Annotated in this window: 20 protein-coding genes and 1 pseudogene; 8 read left to right on the forward strand and 13 right to left on the reverse strand. The window is 64.4% G+C overall.

The genetic code is table 11. From position 1 onward, the window contains the following. Window positions 1–7 precede the first annotated feature (7 nt). Both IVB50_RS22695 and IVB50_RS22700 read left to right on the forward strand, forming a co-directional pair. Window positions 8–1,630, forward strand: coding sequence for a M23 family peptidase (locus IVB50_RS22695; RefSeq protein ID WP_247297377.1), 1,623 nt, complete (start codon window positions 8–10; stop codon window positions 1,628–1,630). Window positions 1,631–1,711: 81 nt separating this feature from the next. Next, window positions 1,712–2,698 carry a DUF808 domain-containing protein gene (locus IVB50_RS22700; RefSeq protein WP_247297379.1) on the forward strand — a complete coding sequence of 329 codons (987 nt, stop codon included), beginning with the start codon at window positions 1,712–1,714 and terminating at the stop codon, window positions 2,696–2,698. A 30-nt stretch (window positions 2,699–2,728) separates the two neighbouring features. Here IVB50_RS22700 and IVB50_RS22705 read toward each other — a convergent pair whose 3' ends face one another. Then, the gene (locus IVB50_RS22705; protein WP_204511119.1) at window positions 2,729–3,226 is read right to left on the reverse strand and encodes a cupin domain-containing protein; all 498 of its coding nucleotides are present in this window, start codon (window positions 3,224–3,226) and stop codon (window positions 2,729–2,731) included. 21 nt (window positions 3,227–3,247) lie between these two features. Beyond that, on the reverse strand, window positions 3,248–3,727 hold the full coding sequence (locus tag IVB50_RS22710) for a carboxymuconolactone decarboxylase family protein (RefSeq protein ID WP_247297381.1): 480 nt from the start codon (window positions 3,725–3,727) through the stop codon (window positions 3,248–3,250). Window positions 3,728–3,781: 54 nt separating this feature from the next. On the opposite strand from IVB50_RS22710, the gene IVB50_RS22715 reads away from it, so the two are divergent. Next, on the forward strand, window positions 3,782–4,303 hold the full coding sequence (locus tag IVB50_RS22715; protein ID WP_018454402.1) for a MarR family transcriptional regulator: 522 nt from the start codon (window positions 3,782–3,784) through the stop codon (window positions 4,301–4,303). Between the two features lie 27 nt (window positions 4,304–4,330). Here the strand turns inward: IVB50_RS22715 and IVB50_RS22720 are convergent, their stop codons facing one another. The 3 genes from IVB50_RS22720 to IVB50_RS22730 all read right to left on the reverse strand — a co-directional run bounded on the left by IVB50_RS22720 (window position 4,331) and on the right by IVB50_RS22730 (window position 5,152). Then, complete coding sequence (locus IVB50_RS22720; protein WP_247297382.1) at window positions 4,331–4,495, reverse strand: hypothetical protein; 165 nt, start codon at window positions 4,493–4,495, stop codon at window positions 4,331–4,333. Window positions 4,496–4,581: 86 nt separating this feature from the next. Then, entirely contained in the window at window positions 4,582–4,833 is a 252-nt protein-coding gene (locus IVB50_RS22725; protein ID WP_018454404.1) for a hypothetical protein, read from the reverse strand. A 58-nt stretch (window positions 4,834–4,891) separates the two neighbouring features. Next, window positions 4,892–5,152 (reverse strand): hypothetical protein, encoded by a 261-nt coding sequence (locus IVB50_RS22730; protein WP_247297383.1) that lies wholly within the window; start codon window positions 5,150–5,152, stop codon window positions 4,892–4,894. Window positions 5,153–5,287: 135 nt separating this feature from the next. On the opposite strand from IVB50_RS22730, the gene IVB50_RS22735 reads away from it, so the two are divergent. After that, the gene (locus IVB50_RS22735) at window positions 5,288–6,508 is read left to right on the forward strand and encodes a lytic murein transglycosylase (RefSeq protein WP_247297384.1); all 1,221 of its coding nucleotides are present in this window, start codon (window positions 5,288–5,290) and stop codon (window positions 6,506–6,508) included. Window positions 6,509–6,514: 6 nt separating this feature from the next. Here IVB50_RS22735 and IVB50_RS22740 read toward each other — a convergent pair whose 3' ends face one another. The 3 genes from IVB50_RS22740 to recJ form a co-directional block, all read right to left on the reverse strand. Continuing rightward, entirely contained in the window at window positions 6,515–7,312 is a 798-nt protein-coding gene (locus IVB50_RS22740; protein WP_247297385.1) for an aldolase, read from the reverse strand. A gap of 109 nt (window positions 7,313–7,421) precedes the next feature. Next, window positions 7,422–8,231 (reverse strand): glucose 1-dehydrogenase, encoded by an 810-nt coding sequence (locus IVB50_RS22745; RefSeq protein ID WP_026232728.1) that lies wholly within the window; start codon window positions 8,229–8,231, stop codon window positions 7,422–7,424. 45 nt (window positions 8,232–8,276) lie between these two features. Next, on the reverse strand, window positions 8,277–10,118 hold the full coding sequence (recJ, locus tag IVB50_RS22750) for a single-stranded-DNA-specific exonuclease RecJ (protein ID WP_247297386.1): 1,842 nt from the start codon (window positions 10,116–10,118) through the stop codon (window positions 8,277–8,279). Window positions 10,119–10,395: 277 nt separating this feature from the next. Between recJ and IVB50_RS22755 the strand changes: the two genes are divergently transcribed. Next, window positions 10,396–11,472, forward strand: a complete 1,077-nt coding sequence (locus IVB50_RS22755; protein WP_247297388.1) for a methyl-accepting chemotaxis protein — start codon at window positions 10,396–10,398, stop codon at window positions 11,470–11,472. A gap of 126 nt (window positions 11,473–11,598) precedes the next feature. On the opposite strand, the pseudogene IVB50_RS22760 reads toward IVB50_RS22755, so the two are convergent. After that, window positions 11,599–12,617: pseudogene (locus tag IVB50_RS22760) on the reverse strand (helix-turn-helix domain-containing protein). 381 nt (window positions 12,618–12,998) lie between these two features. Here IVB50_RS22760 and IVB50_RS22765 point away from each other — a divergent pair. The 3 genes from IVB50_RS22765 to IVB50_RS22775 all read left to right on the forward strand — a co-directional run bounded on the left by IVB50_RS22765 (window position 12,999) and on the right by IVB50_RS22775 (window position 15,396). Then, a complete protein-coding gene (locus tag IVB50_RS22765; protein WP_256465054.1) occupies window positions 12,999–13,991 on the forward strand; it encodes a formylglycine-generating enzyme family protein in 993 nt (330 codons plus the stop codon). A 234-nt stretch (window positions 13,992–14,225) separates the two neighbouring features. Then, window positions 14,226–14,969 carry an SDR family oxidoreductase gene (locus IVB50_RS22770; protein WP_085353473.1) on the forward strand — a complete coding sequence of 248 codons (744 nt, stop codon included), beginning with the start codon at window positions 14,226–14,228 and terminating at the stop codon, window positions 14,967–14,969. A gap of 10 nt (window positions 14,970–14,979) precedes the next feature. Beyond that, window positions 14,980–15,396 carry a cupin domain-containing protein gene (locus IVB50_RS22775; protein ID WP_085353474.1) on the forward strand — a complete coding sequence of 139 codons (417 nt, stop codon included), beginning with the start codon at window positions 14,980–14,982 and terminating at the stop codon, window positions 15,394–15,396. Between the two features lie 42 nt (window positions 15,397–15,438). On the opposite strand, the gene IVB50_RS22780 is transcribed toward IVB50_RS22775, so the two are convergent. From IVB50_RS22780 to IVB50_RS22790, 4 genes are read right to left on the reverse strand one after another with little or no spacing between them, the layout of a single operon-like run. After that, entirely contained in the window at window positions 15,439–16,437 is a 999-nt protein-coding gene (locus tag IVB50_RS22780; RefSeq protein ID WP_085353475.1) for a L,D-transpeptidase family protein, read from the reverse strand. 12 nt (window positions 16,438–16,449) lie between these two features. Beyond that, the gene (locus IVB50_RS22785) at window positions 16,450–17,511 is read right to left on the reverse strand and encodes a glycosyltransferase family 4 protein (protein ID WP_085353476.1); all 1,062 of its coding nucleotides are present in this window, start codon (window positions 17,509–17,511) and stop codon (window positions 16,450–16,452) included. 13 nt (window positions 17,512–17,524) lie between these two features. Continuing rightward, window positions 17,525–17,653, reverse strand: coding sequence for a hypothetical protein (locus IVB50_RS42460; protein WP_018454416.1), 129 nt, complete (start codon window positions 17,651–17,653; stop codon window positions 17,525–17,527). Further along, window positions 17,647–17,856, reverse strand: a complete 210-nt coding sequence (locus IVB50_RS22790) for a hypothetical protein (protein WP_083926364.1) — start codon at window positions 17,854–17,856, stop codon at window positions 17,647–17,649. The genes IVB50_RS42460 and IVB50_RS22790 overlap by 7 nt, the downstream gene beginning before the upstream one ends. Between the last annotated feature and the right edge of the window lie 7 nt (window positions 17,857–17,863).

Raw genomic sequence — 17,863 nt, forward strand, 5'->3', positions numbered from 1 at the left:
GCAACAGGTGCCGCCGGGGGGCGAGACAGTGGTTGGGAAAAGTTTCCGCTTCGTCTCGCAACTTCTGGCGTCGCTTTCGCTCCTCATTGCCTCTCCACTTGCTGCGGATGAGTTCCGCAGCCCCTCACTCACGGCGCTGCGCGTCGATTGGCGCGCGGCGCTTGACCAGCTCCGCACCGAAATCAACGTCCATCCCCGGGCCGCGGAAGACTTCATCTTCGCACCCCGTCGTTCGGTGCCGCGCTACGATCCGCGCGCGATGCCGGCGCTGGTGCAGCTCAACGCGATCTCCTCGCAATTCTTCACCGGCATCGCCCGCAGCTCCGTGCCCGTGCTGCTGCCATTCGACGCTGCCGCGTATCTCGAAGCTCGGCGCAATGGCGCGCCGGCGACCGTCGCGCTGTCGCGCTACCAGGCTGACTTCAATTCCGTCGACCTGTTCGATGCCGGTCCCGCCGGCTACAGCGCGACCTTTTCGTTCGAGCCTGGTACCGGAGACGGCATGCCGAGCCGGGTCTTCGCAAGGCCGGTCGAGGTGCAGATCACGGGCTCGGCGCTGGTCTATGACATTGCCGATCCCTCGGGCGGCAAGGGCGAGCCGGTCAAACCGCTCGCGGCGCTCTACCCGGACCTGCGCAAGTTCATCCGGGAAGGCTATATGCGCTACGCTTTCACCCGTTTCGGCGTCGCCTATGTGGTGTCGATCCAATGCCTCGACAGCGTTGCCAAGCCGCGGCGGCTTGCCTGCAAGGAGGCCTATCCGATCGCCGAGCGCTTCCTGAAGGCGCTGCGCGTGGCGGGCGGCCAGTGCATGCGGCCGCTCACGGACATCGCTTCCAACATTCTCGATCGTCCCACGGTACGCTCCCCGGACTTCACCTACAGGCCGAGCGGCGACATCATCCCGAACACCGGCTATCGCAAGCAGGGCGGCCATCCCGACGTGATGGCCTACGCACAGATCCGCTTTCCTCTCGAGAAGGCGCCCGCGTTCGTACACTCGCAATCCTATGCCAAGCGCGACAAGATGGAGAGCACGACCGCTTACCCCTGGCGCGACAATTTCTGCGAATCCCGCAGTTTCGAGGTCTGGCAATGCGGCGGCGGTTATGGCCATCAGGGCGAGGACATCCGCGCGGCCGGGTGCCCGCCGCTCGGTGAAGGTCGCCAAGCCTGCGATCCCAAGCAGCGCGCTGTCGTCGCCGTGCGCGATGCGAGGGTCATACGCGCTGCCAAGGATCAGGCCGTGACGCTGCAAATCAACAGCCGGACCGAGCACATCCGTTTCCGCTACATGCATATGAACCCGCAGGCGCTGAACGCCGACGGCCTGCTCAACGGCCGCATCGTATCGGAGGGCGAGAAGATCGGCGTGGTCTCGAATTATCTCGACCATCCCGCCGGCACCTCGATGCACCTGCATTTCGACGTGCAGGTGTTCACCCGCGACGGCTGGATCTGGGTCAGTCCTTACGTCACGCTGGTCTCGGCCTATGAGCGCCTGATCCGCGCCCGCGGCCGCGAGGTCGGCCCGGAGATCGCCGGCACGCCACAGCCCGTGGCGCATGCGCTGCCGGAGGACGTGCTCAAGCCGGACCTGCGCGAGGGATCGGGCGGCGACGAGAACTGACGGCTTGCTCTTTCCAATGCCAGGCAGCGCAAAGCGTGTTGCCGCACACACGGCCCACTGAAGGCAGAAGGAACTGGGTTGATGAGTGCCGGACTGATTGGTCTCCTCGATGATATCGCCGCGATTGCAAAGGTGGCGGCAGCCTCGCTCGACGATGTCGCGGGCCAGACGGCCAAGGCGGGAGCAAAGGCGGCTGGCGTGGTCATCGATGATGCAGCCGTCACTCCGAATTACGTGATCGGCTTTGCCTCGAAACGCGAACTGCCGATCGTAGGCAAGATTGCGGTTGGGTCGCTGCGCAATAAATTGCTGATCCTGCTGCCCATTGCCCTGTTGCTTGGTTATTTCCTTCCCGCCGCGGTCACGCCGCTGCTCATGCTGGGCGGCGCCTTTCTGTGCTATGAGGGCACCGAGAAGGTGCTCGAAGCCGTGATGCCGCATGATGCGCGCCACCACGAAGCCCAGCCCCAGCCAATTGCATTGAACGCGCGGTCGGTCGAGGACGAGAAAGTCGCAAGCGCCATCAAAACGGATTTCATCCTGTCGGCGGAGATCATGGCGATCACGCTGGCGGCCGTCCCGGCGGGCAGCATCTGGACCCAGGCGCTCGTGCTCGCACTCGTCGCCATTTTCATCACTGTTGGAGTCTACGGCGTGGTCGCCCTGATCGTGAAGGCGGACGATGTCGGCCTGGCCCTTGCGCGGTATGACGGCGCCTCGCTTATTGGCGGCGCAATCCGATTGCTTGGACGTGCGCTGGTCCGCGGCATGCCTGTCTTCCTGGCGGTGCTGAGCACCATCGGCACCGCCGCGATGATCTGGGTCGGTGGCGGCATCATCCTGCACGGCATCGAACAATACGGCCCACCGATGGTCGGCCATACGGTTCATGCCGCGACCGAGGCTGCCGCGAACCTCCTTCCCTCCATTGCCGGCACCGTCGGATGGGCGGTCGAGGCGGCCATTTCAGGCGTTATTGGGGTCCTTGTCGGCGTAGTTGCGATACCGGCCGTCACATACGGTCTTTCACCGCTATGGAAACGTCTGAAGCGATCGCAGCCGACCTGAACAAAAGCGGCTGCAGATTGCGGGTGCCGGCTACTCCAGCAACGTCGTGAGTTGCGCGCCCTCGTCCGCCACGAACACGGCAATCAATTCCGCCGGCTCCGTGGTGCTGGCATTGGCCGAAACCAGATGCGTCGAGCCGGGCGGCTCGAAGAAGGACTGGCCGACGCCGAACGTCTCGACCGGGCCGCCGCCGAGCTGGGAGCGGATCTTGCCCTTGGTTATGTAGGCGGTGACGGATCCTGCGTGACGATGCGGCCGCGAGAACCCGCCAGGGCCGTAGAACACGCGCACGATGGTGACGCGCTTGCCCGGCACGTTCGGCAGCGCGTAGGAGTCGATCGGCTCGACCTTGTCCAGCGGCGAGCTTTCGGCGGCGGTGGCGCAGAGCGGCGCGAGTGCGCCGGAAATGGTGTCCATCGTCACCGGCAACGCCTTGCCGATCGCAAGCGCGCACGCAAGCCCGCCGACGACGGCGATCGCCATCGAACGCGATGGCGCCAATGTGGTGGGCAAACTTACTACCGTCATCACGATCTCCCTTCGTTGCAATCAGGATGCCGCCGCATTCGCTCCGACCGGTCGCTTCGCCGGTGTCCAGCGAAACGCCGCACCGAAACGATTCCAGACGTTGATCGAGGCAACCGCAGAGGTCAGGTACGTCAGCTCGGTCTCGGAGAATTCACGGCTCGCCTCGGCATACACGCCCTCGCCGACTCCGTCGGGCAGGCAGGTCAGCGCCTCGGTCCAGGCCAGCGCGGCACGTTCGCGCGCGGAAAAGATCGGCGCCTCGCGCCAGACCACGACCAAATTGAGCTTGTCGACGGGCACGCCGATCCGCTCCGAAAGCAGGATGTGATGCTGCACGCAGAAGGCGCAGCCGTTGATCTGCGATGCCCGGAGCTTGACCAGTTCGAGAAGCTGCTTGTCGAGACCGGCCTTGGCCGCCACCTGGCCGAGCGCCAGCACCAGCTCATACGCATCCGGCGCGATCTTCTTGAAATCCTCGTATTCGCTGCGGGCGTGTGACATTGCCGTTCACCTCGTGGTATTGTAAGACCGCTTACATCTTATAAGAGCACTTACATGTTGCGCAAGTCGCCCAGTATCACGAGATCGAAATCCCGGCGCAAGACTGCCAAGCCTGACGCCGTGCGCGTGCCAGCCCCAGGGGAAGGCAAGCGCGGCGAGCAAGGCTATCTCGGCTATCTCTTGCGCCAGGCCCACGCCGCAGTCCGTCTGACGATGGAGCGGTCGCTCGCCGATCTCGGTGTCACCTCACCGCAATTCGCGGTGCTGACCATGCTCAACGCCTATCCGGGCCTCTCGGGCGCCGACGTTGCCCGCCTCACCTTTCTGACGCCCCAGACCGTCGGCGTCATCATCCGCAATCTCGAGCGTGACGGCGCGATTGTGATGACGCCGCATCCCGTCCACGGCCGCATCCAGCAATGGACGCTGACGCCGCGCGGCACGGCGCTTTTGAAAGCGTGCCGGGAAAGGGTGATTGCGTTGGAGAAGCGGCTGGCCGCCGGGCTCGATGTCAAGGCCGAGGCAAGCATTCGCCGCTGGCTCGCCGGCATCGCGGCCGATTTGCAGGAGGACTAGGCGAAGCGCGCTTGCCGCTGGCGGGACCTAGTCACCGCAGCCGCCGCCGTCCGAATCCGAGAAGTCACTGACCGCGCCGTCGCCTTGAATACCGCGCCCAAAGTTCTCTGCGAGGATCATCAGGATGACGACGAACAACCCGGCGCCGAACGGCCAGGGATTGGCGCGGATGATGTCGAACAGCTCCTGCATTCACGCATTGTGCGCAGACGGAAGCAAACCGACCGTAAAAGTGACAGGCTCAAAACTGGGGATATCCGACCCGTTGCAGGCGCGCCCTACCCGCCCTTCAATACTTTCTTAACCTCGCCATCGGGCCAGGTCTCGCCCGCTGCGATCACCCGCACGCGGCTTTGATCGGCGTCGTTCACCAGCTCATGCGAACTCACCCGCTCGCCGCTTCGCTCCAGGTGCAGATCGGTTTCGGGCTTCCAGCTCAGTGTGGTGGCGAGATCGCCAGGGAAAATCTGCCATTGTGATCCGTCGTCGAGCTCGACGACGTGGCTCTCTGCATGCGCGCGTATCTTCATTCGATCCCGGATTCTCGACGGAAGGCGGGCCCCGACCATCGGCCGGGGCCCCGCTCCGTTAGTCGTTGTGGTGATGAATCACGGTCTTTTCGCGGTTACCGAATTCATCTTCCTTCTTGATGACGGTGGTGCGGTCGGCAGGCTCGCGCTCCTTGATCACGGTGGTGCGATCACGATCGCGGTCACGCTCTCGATATTCCGGGGACTGTCCGACGGTCACGCCGGCGCCGACCGGACCAACATGAACACCGACTTCGTCGGCGAATGCGGGGGCTGCGATAGCGGTGACCATGGCGGCCGCAAACAGATACTTCCTCATCTCGTCCTCCTCGATTGCATGCGGAGGGAATGCGTGAGTGCGACAATTTGTTCCGGAAGGAACAGGACGGACGTCCCGTTCCCAACCCTCCAGGAACCGACTCACAGGAGCCGCATTTCCCGCTACAATAAGTCGATGAAACACGCTGATTCCTCGATCCATCATACCCGCCGCGCCTTCACGATCGGCGCCGCCACCCTGCTCGCTTTCCCGACGCATGTCTTCGCCGCACCTCCAGGCTTCGACGAATGGCGTGAGGGTTTTCGCGCTCGTGCCATGGCCAAGGGCATCTCGGCTGCGACATGGCAGCGTGCGATGGCGCGGGTCGAGCCCGACATGAGCGTGTTCAAGCAGATGCGTACCCAGCCCGAATTTCATGAGCAGGTCTGGCAATACATCAACCGTCGCGTCTCCGACTGGCGCATCATCAACGGCAAGATCGCGCTGAAGAACAACGAGGCGCTGCTCGCGCGCATCGAGCGCGATTTCGGCGTCGAGCGCGGTACGCTGCTGGCGCTGTGGGGCGTCGAGTCCGCCTATGGCGATCCGCTGGTACAGCAGAACCACATGACGCCGGTGTTTCCCTCGCTCGCCGCCCTTGCCTGGAACGAGCCGCGTCGCAAGGCCTATTGGGAGACCGAGTTGATCAACGCGCTACGCATCGTCGACAAGGGCTGGAGCACGCCGGAGCAGATGCAGGGCTCCTGGGCCGGCGCGATGGGGCATTCGCAATGGATGCCGGAGGTCTGGCTCAATGTCGGCATCGACTATGATGGCGACGGCAAGGTGTCGCCGTTCGGCAAGCCCGACGACGCGCTGGGCTCGACGGCAAAATATCTCGTCAATCGCGGCAAGTGGCACCGCGGCGAGCATTGGGGCTACGAGGTGCGCACGCCCGGTGAGATGAGCGGCAGCCGGACCTATGCGGCTTGGCAGGCGGCCGGCGTCACCCGCGCCGACGGCCAGCCATTCCCGCAAGCCTCCGCATCCGCGCAGATGTGGACGCCGGTTGCGGGCGGGCCGACGTTTCTGCTGGGACCGAATTTCAACGCGGTGAAGAGCTACAATCCCTCGATGAACTATGCCCTGGCGATCTGCCATCTCGGCGACCGCTGCCTCGGCGCCCCGCCTTTCATCCAGCCGTTCCCCGGCTCCGAGCGCGCGCTGACACTCGCCGAGGTGCAGGAGATGCAGACGCGCCTGACCAAGGCGGGCTTCGACACCGGCGGCACCGACGGCCGCGTCGGCAACGACACGATGAAGGCAATCAAGGATTTTCAGCAGAGGGCCGGTATCGTGCCTGCGGACGGCTATGGCGGGCTGAAGGTGCTGGCGAAGCTACGCCAAGGGTCGTAGGCGGCCTCAGTGCCTGTAGTGCGGCTCCTCCGCATCGAGCTGGCGACGGATCGCCGCAAGATGCAGCCGTGCAGATTCGGAATCGCCCTCGCGCATCTGCCTGTAGGTCTCGGCTGCAATCGCGGGATCGACCGGCAGCACCTGTCGCCCGGTCGACATCGCCAGCACCTGCACCTCGGCGGCGCGTTCGAGATAGTAGAGATCGTCCCAGGCCTCCGCGATGGTCGGTGCCAGCACCATCACGCCGTGATGCTTCATGAAGATGATATCGGCATCCCCAACGGCGGATGCGATGCGCGCGCCTTCGCGGTTGTCGAGCGCAAGGCCGTTGTAGTCGCGGTCCACGGCCGTGCGACCATAGAACTTCAGCGCGGTCTGGCCGGCCCAGATCAGCGGATCGCCTTCGGTCATCGACAGCGCCGTGGCGTAGGGCATGTGGGTGTGGAAGGCGACCTTGGCGCGCGGCAGGCGCTTGTGCATCTCGGCATGGATGTAGAACGCGGTCGCCTCGGGCACGCCCTCGCCGTCGAGCACGTTGCCGTGGAAGTCGCAGATCAGCAGTTTTGACGCGGTCAGTTCGCGGAAGGCGTAGCCGTACGGGTTGACCAGGAAGAGATCGTCATGGCCCGGCACCACGGCCGAGAAGTGGTTGCAGATGCCCTCCTCAAAGCCGTTGCGCGCAGCCATCCGAAAGCAGGCGGCAAGATCCTCGCGCGCGCTGCGGATCGCGTCGCTCACGAGGTCCGGACGGTTCGAGCGGAACGTTGCTGGCGTGGAGGACGAAGAGTGAAGGCTGTGCGCCATGGCGGAAGGACACCTCTGTCGATCGGAAGACGCCCGCGTTGTACAGGTCCGACGCCTGCGCGTCAGCCCCCGCGGGCGCCACCCTGCCCTTCGCAGCCCGCGCGACGGCCTATTGCCGCCGCGGCACGCCGCCGGCATTCATGCCGCCGTCGATGACGAGTTCGCTGCCGGTGACGTAGCACGAGGCATCGGAGGCCAGATACAGCACGCCGGAGGCAATCTCAGAAGCATGGCCGGCGCGGCCGAGCGGCGTGACGAGGCGCGCACGCTCCTCGGGATCGATCGGTGCATTGCCCTGGTTGCCGGTCGCGCCGGTCGGGATCTTGCCCCAGATCGGGGTGTCGATGATGCCGGGATGGACGGAGTTGACGCGGATGCCGTCGCCGGCGGCCGCGCACTCCATCGCGATCGACTTCGCGAACAGCCGCACGCCGCCCTTGGTCGCCGAATAGGCCGACAGCCCAGGCGCGCCGCGCAGGCCCGCGAGCGAGGACATCATGACGATCGAGCCGCCGCCGGTCTTGCGCATCAAGGGCAGGCAATGCTTGACCGAGAGGAAGACGCCGTCGAGGTTGATCGCGTTCTGCTTGCGCCAGTCGCTGAGCGTCATGTCGACGATCGAGGGCACGGCGATGCCGATGCCGGCGTTGGAAACGAGAATATCAAGCCGGCCAAAGCGCTTCGCGATCTCGGCTGTGATCTCGATCCAGCGCTCTTCGCTGGTGACGTCCTGCTCCAGGAAAATCGCCTTGCCGTCGGCCTTGGTGATGCGATTGGCGAGCTCGGGGCCGCGCAGCTCGTCGATGTCCGTGGCAATGACGGTGGCGCCCTCGCGCGCGAATAGCTCGACGACGGCTTCGCCGATGCCGGAGGCGCCGCCCGTCACCAGCGCCACTTTACCCTCAACCTGCCCTGCCATGTTCACTCCCAGTTTTGCTGTTAGCTTTTTTGTTGTTTGCCGGGCCTATCTAATCATGGATGGTCCCTGATCGGGTAGCGCGACGTCGATGACGCGGAATTGCACACGCTCGGCGCCCTGATAGCGATCGACCGACAATGATCCCGCGACATGCAATTGCTGGCCGCGATTGGCAACGAGCGCGTTGCCGAGCTTCTGTCCGATCGAACGGAACGCGATGCCGTTGACGATGGCGCCGTCGCCCGACTTGAAGCGTAGCCTCAAATGTGCCTGTCCCACCTCGTCGGCATAGACGAGCTGGTGCGCCGGCAGCGCCAACACGACTTCCGGATTGCCGCTGCCGAAGGGACCCGCGCGGTTGAGCGTCGCTGCAAGCTCGGTCGTCACCGCGCGCGCGGAGACCGCGCCGTCGATGTAGAGCTCGTTGACGTGGCGCGCCTCGGCAACGTCGCGCCCCAACGCATTCTCGAGGTAGGCGCGAAACTCGGCGAGTTTTTCCTTCCGCAGCGTGACCCCCGCAGCCATCGCGTGGCCGCCCCCCTTCAGCAGAATGCCATCGGCGACCGCCTGCCGCACGGCCTTGCCGATATCGACGCCGGCAATCGAACGGCCGGAGCCGGTGCCGATGCCCCCGGGCTCCAGCGCGATCGCAAAGGCGGGCCGCGAGAACTTCTCCTTCAACCGGGACGCAACGAGACCGACCACGCCGGGATGCCAGCCTTCGGAGGCCGTGACGATCACGCCGATCTTGTCCTCGAGCCCGATCGAGGCGAGCGCCTCGGCTTCGGCCTGCGCTTCGGCCGCCTGCTCGATGACCCGGCGCTCGCTGTTGAGGCGGTCGAGTTCGGCGGCGATCCGCGCGGCCTCGACGCTGTCACCCTCCAAAAGCAGGCGCACGCCGAGATCGGCGCGGCCGATGCGACCGCCGGCATTGATGCGCGGCCCCAGCATGAAGCCGAGATGCCAGGCCTCCGGCGGGCCGTTGAGCCGCGCCACGTCCATCAGCGCTGTGTGGCCGACATGGTCGCGCCGCCGCATCGCGATCAGGCCCTTGGCGACGAACGCGCGGTTGAGACCGATCAGCGGCGCGACATCAGCAACCGTGCCGAGCGCGACGTGATGCAGCATGCCGAGCAGATCCGGCTCGGGCATCTCCGCATTCCAGAAGCCGCGCTGGCGTAATTCACGATTGACCGCGACCAGCGTCACCAGCACGAGGCCGACGGCGGCGAGATGGCCGAGGCCGGAGAGATCGTCGAGCCGGTTCGGATTGACCAGCGCGTCGACCTCCGGCAGCTCCGTGCCGGCCTGATGATGGTCGATCACGACGACGGACATGCCGATACGTTTTGCTTCGGCGAGCGGCTCGATGCTGGTGGTGCCGCAATCGACGGTGACGAGCAGCGTGGCGCCCTTTTCGGCCAGCGCGCGCACGGCTTCCGTGTTGGGCCCGTAGCCCTCGAAGATGCGGTCGGGAATGTGGATCAGCGGATCGAGCCCGCAATGCCGCAGATGCCAGGTCAGCAGCGCCGCCGAGGTCGCGCCGTCGACATCGTAGTCTCCGAAGATCGCGACCTTCTCGCCGTTCGCTGCGGCATCCGCGATCCGCTTCGCGGCGGCCTCCATCTCCGTCACCGTGAACGGGTCCGGCAGAAGCTTGCGGATGGTGGGATCGAGGAAATCTGCGACGGCGTCGCTGTCGACGCCGCGGCCTGCCAGCACCCGCGCCAGGAGCTCGGGCAGTTGGTGGCGCTGCACGATGGCAAGCGCTTTCGCCGCCCCGCGGGCATCCAGCCGGTCGCGCCAAAGCTTGTCGGTGAGCGAGCGCGCCACTCCCAGGAACGCCTGGGGCGCTTCGACGGGCAAGGCGGTAGCGGGCGGCGTCATGAACAGCTGTCGGTTTGAGGAACCTGGGAGCCGGAGGGATTGCATCGTCCGGCCGACGGACGATTGGCCCGCAATCCCTCGGGATTTGCAACGTCTGCGCGGCACAAAGCGGTGGATTGCCGCTTTGCTACGCGGACTGACTATCATTTGAGCATTCCGCAAAACAGCAAATTAAGCAGGCGTTAGGCGGAATCTTCGAAAAAGAATCGTATTCGATCTGTCAGTGATTGTTCCGGGTTCGTTGCAGATCAGACCTCATTGCCAAGGGAAGCCCCCGATGTCTGCTGCGCTGGGTCTCAAAGCCAAGCCGATCGCAAATGAACCCGCTGATGATGATTCCGATATCTCCGCGCTGATCAACCGCCTCACGGCGGAGGTCAACCAGATCGCGGTCGACAAGACCAAGGCGATCCAGCAGATCACCAACCAGATGAAGATGCTGGCGCTGAACGCGTTGATCGAAAGCTCGCGCGCCGGCGCGCAGGGCGCGGGCTTCGCGGTGGTGGCGCAGGAGGTCCGCGGCGTCGGCCAGCAGGTCGAGACTATCGCCCGCGAACTCGAAAGCCAGCTGACCAAGCGCACCGGCGACCTCGTCGCCTCGATCGACCGCATGAGCCAGCGCTCGCGCGGCGAGCGCATGGTCGACCTCTCGCTCAACGCCATCGAGCTGATCGACCGCAACCTCTATGAACGGACCTGCGACGTGCGCTGGTGGGCGACCGATTCCGCGCTGGTCGATTGCGCGGCCTCGCCCGACGCCGCGGCCGTGTCCCATGCCTCGCAGCGTCTCGGTGTGATCCTAGGAGCCTACACCGTCTATCTCGACCTCTGGCTCTGCGATCTCGACGGCAACGTCATCGCCAACGGCCGCGCCGACCGCTTTCGCGCTGTCGGCCAGAACGTCGCCCACACCAAATGGTTTCGCGAGGCCAAGACCCTGCGCTCCGGCGACGACTATGTCGCCGGCGACGTCGAGAACCAGCCGCTGCTCGGCAATGCCCAGGTCGCGACCTATTGCGCCAGCGTCCGCGCCGGCGGCCAGGCCAACGGCGCGCCGATCGGGGTGCTCGCCATCCATTTCGACTGGGAGGCGCAGGCCCGCGCCATCGTGCAAGGCGTGCGCGTTGGCGACAGCGACAAGGCGCGCGTGCTGCTGGTCGACTCCAATCTTCGCGTGATCGCCGCTTCCGAGGGACAAGGCATTCTCAGCGAACGCATCTCGCTGTCGCTCAACGGCCAGCGTTCCGGCTTCTACCAGGACGGCTCGGGCACGCTGGTCGCGTTCCATGCGACGCCCGGCTACGAGACCTATCGCGGCCTGGGCTGGTACGGCGTGATCGTCTGCGGGGCCTGAAGCTGGAGGCGGCTCGCCTATCCAACTCAAAACCGTGAAAACAACCCCATACACGGTAGCCATCCGGTTGTTTTCATGACAGTTTTTTCGCCGTTTGACGCCTGCAAAACACTGGCATGCATGCCATCATGGCGTCGTTCGCGGTCCAGGCTCAAAGCGCGAGGCTCTGGCGATCTCGTCTTCGGCGGCCTGCACCGCCGCGATTCCGAGCGTTTGCGACGGACGCTCTCCGAACATTGCCAGGTAGTATTGCGAGAACCGGCCGAGTTCGTAAAAGCCCTGCTGCATGGCGACCGCTGTCACGGTGGTCGAGCCGGGTGCGCTCTGGTGCAGGATCGAATGAACAGCGCAAAGACGCTTGTGCCTGAGGAAGCTGACCGGGCCGAGACCGAATACCTCCTGAAACGCGCGGTGTAGGGTGCGCCGCGATACGCCGAGCGCCGCGCAAATTCCGACACGTGCATCGGACGGGTGCCGGCGTCGTCGAGAAACTCCTCGACCTTGCGGATCAGCCGTCGCGCGGAAGGGAGCCAGCCATTGCCGTCGGGTGGCAGCGACGACGCGACGTTGGCAGCCATGCATTCGGCGATCGATCGTTTCCAGAAATCGGCTGTTGATGGCGTCAGTCCGTATTTGTTGTCGCGCAGGTGCGACATGATCCGGACCAGGCGGCGCGAGGCGATCGCGCCGCTCTCGATGTCCGCGCGGAAATGACCGCGGCTGCGCCAGGTGTCAGGATCACTCAGCCGTGCTTTTCCGGCGAACAGCGTCGCGACCTCGTTGAGGTCGAACCGCATGGCGGCGTAAGCGGAGCCGCCGTGAAAAACACCGTCATGTTCGAGCAGCGGCGGAATGACGAGCACATCGTTGAGCTGCATGTCGAACGACCAGTGGGCGACGCGCTCTTCGGCCGCGAGCAGCATCCCGATGATCAGCTTGTCGTCGCTGGAAACCCGCTGCGTGCGCATGCCGACGTTGAACGCACCAATGCTGAGCGAGAAGTCGCCGATGCCGACATGGGACAACGTTCCGCGCAACCGACCGCGGCCGAGTTGCATCACATCGACATGCGAGCCGTGGACGGCCTGCTGAAGTCCTTCGAAACCGTCCAGCTTGCGCGAATCAACCAGGAGGACTTGCCCCATGGCTGTACCGTGTTACTGAAGCGCGACAATTCTGCGGCACGCGAGGCCTCACCAACTCCCCCGCAGACTGGCACAAACTGCACATCACAGCCGTCCAATCTTCGGGTACCGTTTGCAACCTTAGCGATATTGAGCGGACGCGCTTTGGGGATGGCAGAGCGCACGCGGCATGGATTTGCCGCGTGGTCGAAAACGTGCGTGCAAAAGAAAGAGATGTTGACGCAGCGTCCTCCTCTCCCCGAGTGCCAAAAAAATGGGGCTAGACAATGCGTCTAATGGGCCGGGCAGAGAGCTATCGTCGAAGTCTGCCAGGTTGGCGCAGTAGCATCAGGTGGACTACGAGCATCGGAGCTTCCACCATGTTGCGAGCAGATCTGCGAGATGGTCTTCATTCCCGGCGGAACCTTTCGCATGGGATCCGACCATCATTATCCCGAGGAAGCGCCGAGCCATCGCGTTGCTGTCGACGGCTTCTGGATAGACCGCACGCCCGTGCGCCGGTCTTCAAATCATCCGGCAACCACTCGCAGTGATCCAGACCGGCAGTTCAAGCAGTTCGTCGACGCAACCGGCCATGTCACCGAGGCGCAGATCGTTCCCGATCCGAAGGACTATCCGGGCGCGCTGGCAGAGATGCTCTACGCGGGATCGCGGGTGTTCTCACCGCTGCCGCGCATCACCGATCTCACCGACTGGAGCCAGTGGTGGACATTCCTGCGCGGCGCCAACTGGCGTCATCCCTATGGTCCTGGCAGCAACATCGAGGATCTCGACGATCATCCCGTCGTCCACGTCTCCTTTAGCGATGCGGCAGCCTATGCCCACTGGGCCGGCAAGGGCCTGCCGACGGAGGCGGAATGGGAATTTGCGGCGCGTGGCGGCCTCGAGGCGGAGGAATACGCCTGGGGCGATGCGCTGATGCCGGGCGGCAAACACATGGCCAATATCTGGCAGGGCAACTTCCCCGTCCAGAATCTCGGCGAGGATGGGTACGAGCGTACCTCGCCGGTCATGGCCTTCCCGCCGAACGGCTACGGCCTCTACGACATGATCGGCAATGTCTGGGAGTGGACCTCCGACTGGTGGTCGTCAAAACACGCCGCCGACGCCGCAAAACCCTGCTGCATCCCCAAAAATCCCCGCGGCGGCGGTGAGCACACAAGCTACGACCCTCGCCTCCCCGACATCCAGATTCCGCTCAAGGTCCTCAAGGGCGGCTCGCACCTCTGCGCGCCGAACTATTGCCGCCGATACCGCCCGGCCGCGCGGCACGCCGAGCCGGTCGATACCTCGACCAGCCATGTCGGGTTCCGCTGCGTAGTGCGATTGCCGTCTGTAACCGAACGCCGACACGAAGGACGTGCTGCAATCTAGCGCGCGCCGCTGGTGGTGGCTGGCGCCAGCGGTGCGCTCCGCGCGTCGGGCTATTTCGATATGCAACTTATCTATCGGCGATCGATAAACATCTTCATCATTTTTGGACAAGGCGGGCCGGTTACAGGCAAGAGCCTGCCCCATTTCCCCGGTAAGAGTCGCCTCATCGCATCGCGACGCGCGCGCCGTCGACCCTGAAACGCTCGCGCCCGCAACGTGCCGAGGAGATAGGCCATGAAGATCGTCGTGATCGGCGGGACCGGATTGATCGGATCCAAGCTGGTGGCGAAGCTCAAGCAGCAAGGCCACGACGCGGTCGCGGCTTCGCCGAAGTCGGGCGTGAACGCGGTGACCGGGGAAGGTCTCGCAGCAGTGCTGGCGGGCACCGATGTCGTCGTCGACGTTGCCAACGCGCCGTCCTGGGAGCCCGCGGCCGTGCTGGAATTCTTCGAGCGTTCGAGCAAAAACCTCGCTGCGACTGAGGCCGCAGCGGCCGTGAAGCATCATGTGGCGCTCTCGATCGTCGGAACCGAGCGCTCGCCCGATAACTCCTATTTTCGCGCCAAGCTGGCGCAGGAGACTATCATCAAGTCTTCGCCGGTCCCCTACTCGATCGTCCGCGCCACCCAGTTCTTCGAATTCCTCAGCGCCATTGCCGAGATGGGTGCGGCCGAGGGTGGGATCGTTGTTCCCTCGGCATTGTTTCAGCCCATCGCGGCCGAGGACGTGGCCGATCGCCTCGCAGAAGTCGCGATTAGCCCGCCGCTTAACGGCACGATCGATATCGCAGGACCTGAGAAGGCGCCCTTTAATGAATTCATCGCACGCCGCCTGAAGGCGTCCGGCGACCCCCGACCGGTGGTGGGAGACCCAAAGGCGCCGTACTACGGCGCTCCCATCGACGACACATCGCTGAACCCTCTTGGCGAGGCGCGGCTTGGCACGACGCCGCTCGCAACATGGCTCGCGAGACTTTGAGGAGACCCCCATGCGCAGATTGCTGATCGCAACCGCTGTTTATGCCGCATCATTCCTGACAGCCCATGCCGCCGAGACGGCGACGCCCACGGCCAAGGTGACGGTCGTGTTCGACCAGGCGCTGCCCAATGTCCCGGGCAAGAGCATGAAGGGCGTGCTGGTCGAGTATGGTCCCGGAGGCTCCTCGCCGGCCCACATCCACGCGCCCTCGGCTTTCATCTACGCCACCGTCCTGGAAGGAGCGATCCGCAGTCAGGTCAATGACGGCCCGGTCAAGGTCTTTCACAAGGGCGAGAACTTCTCCGAAAAGCCCGGCGACCGCCATGCCGTCAGCGCCAATGCCAGCGAGACCGAACCCGCAAAATTGCTGGCCGTCTTCGTGGTGGATACGGCCGACAAGGAGCTGACTATGCCGATCCCGAAATAGCGCACAATCGGCGAGCGGCATTGCCACCTCGAGGCGTTGATTTCATCCGGGGCTGCCTACGAATGCCACCGGCGTGCCTTTCGAGACACGCCCGGCGACGCGCTCGGCATCCCAATTGGTCAGACGCACGCAGCCGTGAGATTCCGCCTTGGAAATCTTCTCCGGCGAGGGCGTGCCGTGAATGCCGTAGCCCTCGGCAGACAGGTTGATCCAGACCGTGCCGACCGGATTGTTCGGGCCGGGCTTGATGGTGAAGGGCTTGCGGGAATGGACGCCCTTGAAGCGATAAGCGGGATTGTAGCGATAGTACGGATTTCGGCTGACTTCCGTGACCTTGAGCGTGCCTGAGGGCGACGGCTTCTCCTCGCTGCCGACCGTCGCGGGATAAAATCCGATCAGCGCATTCGTTTTGTCGAACAGTTTTACGGTCTGCCTGACCTTGTCGACCTCGATCCTCTCGGCCTTGGTGGGGATGCCCTCGCCTGCGCCTGATGTGTCCACCACGACGATGGTGTCGCCGGCGCGATCGAAATGGCGCCCGGAGTTGAGCGCGGCCAGGAGCTGCTCGCTCATGTGAAATTTCTCGGCCAGGGCCTCGCGCGCACTGGTGAAGCCGAGCTTTGTAAGCTCCTTCATGTCCTCCATCTTCGACGGCAGCTTTTTCAGGAAAGGACCCGCCACGTCCTGCTCGGTGATGGCATAGGTCATCGTCACCGGCCGGTCGTCCGCCCGTAACGCGGTCCAGACATCGTCCGTCACGGCGTCCGAAACCGGCAGCTGCCGTGCTTCGGCATAGGCCCGCAACGCTTTTTTGGCGTTCTCGCCGAATCTGCCGTCGATCGCGCCGGGCGAGAAGTGCGCGCGGTCCAGCAGGACCTGCAACCGGACCCCGGCCGCGGTCGGCTTATCGTTCGACAGGGTTTTCTTCGACGGCTCGGCGACGTTGATGGCAGCGGCGTTGATCTCCGCGGCGAACGCCGGCGGCGCAGCCAGAGCGAAGACCAGAAAGATGCAAATCTGCCCCGCTTTTCCGAGCGACATCGCCGGGTCCTTTCACGTTTCCGACGGTTCAGTGATCAACTCCCGAGCCGCGGCGCTAGCGAGCTTGCGGTATTGGTGTTCGTACTGCCTCGCCATTCGGCTCGCAGAGAAGCGCTCCTCGAAGCGGGCGCGCACCTTCCTTCGATCCAGTTTTCCCAGTTCGCCGATCGCCTTGACGGCCTGCTCCTCGTTCTCGACGATGAAGCCGGTCAATCCATGCTCGACGACTTCGGGGACGGAGCCGGAGCGATAGGCGATCACGGGCGTTCCGCATGCCATCGCTTCGATCATGACCAGCCCAAACGGCTCCGGCCAATCGATCGGAAACAGCAGAGCAGCGGCTTCGGCAAGGAAGGGCTGTTTCTTTGCGTCATCGACTTCACCAACAAGCCGGATATCCTTGCCGTCGACGTTCGGCTCGATGTGGTTCCTGAAGTAGGCCGTCTCGGCGCGCGGGACCTTCGCGGCGATATGGAGGGGCATCTGGACTGCGCGCGCGATACGGATCGCGTCCTGCGGACCCTTGTCTGCGGTGAGCCGCCCGAGAAACGCCAAATAGGACCCCTGTTCGTAGGACGGCCGAAACAGATCGGGCGGCAGCCCGTGCTGGATGGTTCCGATCCATTTCGCATCCGGAAGCGGCAGCCGCTGATGATCGGAAATCGACACGAAACATGCTTCAGGGAAGTGCCTGACGACGTCGGGTAGTCCGGGCAAGTCGAGGCGGCCGTGCATGGTCGTGAGGAACGGCACGCCGAGACGACTGAGCAACGGCAGGGACAGCCAGTCGACATGCGCGTGGATTACGTCGAATTCTTTCGCACGCCTTGCGATTGCCTCCATCAGCATCGCGCTTGCGGCGGTCGGGTCCGCCCCCTTTTGTCCGAGCCGCAGCGCGCGGGGCCAGACAGGATGAAGCGCACCATTCGTCCTGGAATCGCCGCTCGCAAACAGCGTGACTTCGTGGCCGAGCTCGACCAGCCCATCCACCAGCCAGGCCACCACCCGCTCGGTGCCCCCGTAGAGCTTCGGAGGGACGCTTTCGGCCAGGGGAGCAAGCTGAGCGATGCGCATGGCAGGCTACCCGTCAAGCCGCCGCACGCACGATCAGCACGATCGCGGCGGACAGAAGGTTCGAAATCGCGAGCAGCGTCCAATTCGGCCTGGCACTTGCGGCCGCGACCCGGCAGACGAGCCCTTCCACGAGCCTTAACATTCGTCCTCGGGAAGCCGATCGAGGTAGGCAATCCCGAATCCCGTGAGTTCTTCGGCATCGCTCCCGCGCGCTTCCCATCTCCCTTGCAGATGACGCTCGAGCAGGCAGCGACGGCAATCTGCGGCATCGACGTGGCGATGCCGGGCGCGGTAAACGGACCAAGCAATATCCACCGCCGTTCGCAGCGGGTCGTCGTCTACCATGTTCCAA

Source organism: Bradyrhizobium sp. 87, from assembly GCF_023073015.1.
GTDB lineage: Bacteria > Pseudomonadota > Alphaproteobacteria > Rhizobiales > Xanthobacteraceae > Bradyrhizobium > Bradyrhizobium canariense_D.

Bases quoted from the DNA above. Each gene is read 5' to 3' on its own strand.
- IVB50_RS22785 (WP_085353476.1), bottom strand. From the start codon at position 17,511: ATGCGCATCGCTCAGCTTGCTCCCCTGGCCGAAAGCGTCCCTCCGAAG.
- IVB50_RS22720 (WP_247297382.1), bottom strand. From the start codon at position 4,495: ATGCAGGAGCTGTTCGACATCATCCGCGCCAATCCCTGGCCGTTCGGC.
- IVB50_RS42460 (WP_018454416.1), bottom strand. From the start codon at position 17,653: ATGTTAAGGCTCGTGGAAGGGCTCGTCTGCCGGGTCGCGGCCGCAAGT.
- IVB50_RS22705 (WP_204511119.1), bottom strand. From the start codon at position 3,226: ATGACGGTAGTAAGTTTGCCCACCACATTGGCGCCATCGCGTTCGATG.
- IVB50_RS22755 (WP_247297388.1), top strand. From the start codon at position 10,396: ATGTCTGCTGCGCTGGGTCTCAAAGCCAAGCCGATCGCAAATGAACCC.
- IVB50_RS22700 (WP_247297379.1), top strand. From the start codon at position 1,712: ATGAGTGCCGGACTGATTGGTCTCCTCGATGATATCGCCGCGATTGCA.
- IVB50_RS22715 (WP_018454402.1), top strand. From the start codon at position 3,782: ATGTTGCGCAAGTCGCCCAGTATCACGAGATCGAAATCCCGGCGCAAG.
- IVB50_RS22730 (WP_247297383.1), bottom strand. From the start codon at position 5,152: ATGAGGAAGTATCTGTTTGCGGCCGCCATGGTCACCGCTATCGCAGCC.
- IVB50_RS22725 (WP_018454404.1), bottom strand. From the start codon at position 4,833: ATGAAGATACGCGCGCATGCAGAGAGCCACGTCGTCGAGCTCGACGAC.
- IVB50_RS22710 (WP_247297381.1), bottom strand. From the start codon at position 3,727: ATGTCACACGCCCGCAGCGAATACGAGGATTTCAAGAAGATCGCGCCG.
- IVB50_RS22735 (WP_247297384.1), top strand. From the start codon at position 5,288: ATGAAACACGCTGATTCCTCGATCCATCATACCCGCCGCGCCTTCACG.
- IVB50_RS22770 (WP_085353473.1), top strand. From the start codon at position 14,226: ATGAAGATCGTCGTGATCGGCGGGACCGGATTGATCGGATCCAAGCTG.
- IVB50_RS22790 (WP_083926364.1), bottom strand. From the start codon at position 17,856: ATGGTAGACGACGACCCGCTGCGAACGGCGGTGGATATTGCTTGGTCC.
- recJ (WP_247297386.1), bottom strand. From the start codon at position 10,118: ATGACGCCGCCCGCTACCGCCTTGCCCGTCGAAGCGCCCCAGGCGTTC.
- IVB50_RS22740 (WP_247297385.1), bottom strand. From the start codon at position 7,312: ATGGCGCACAGCCTTCACTCTTCGTCCTCCACGCCAGCAACGTTCCGC.
- IVB50_RS22775 (WP_085353474.1), top strand. From the start codon at position 14,980: ATGCGCAGATTGCTGATCGCAACCGCTGTTTATGCCGCATCATTCCTG.
- IVB50_RS22765 (WP_256465054.1), top strand. From the start codon at position 12,999: ATGGTCTTCATTCCCGGCGGAACCTTTCGCATGGGATCCGACCATCAT.
- IVB50_RS22780 (WP_085353475.1), bottom strand. From the start codon at position 16,437: ATGTCGCTCGGAAAAGCGGGGCAGATTTGCATCTTTCTGGTCTTCGCT.
- IVB50_RS22745 (WP_026232728.1), bottom strand. From the start codon at position 8,231: ATGGCAGGGCAGGTTGAGGGTAAAGTGGCGCTGGTGACGGGCGGCGCC.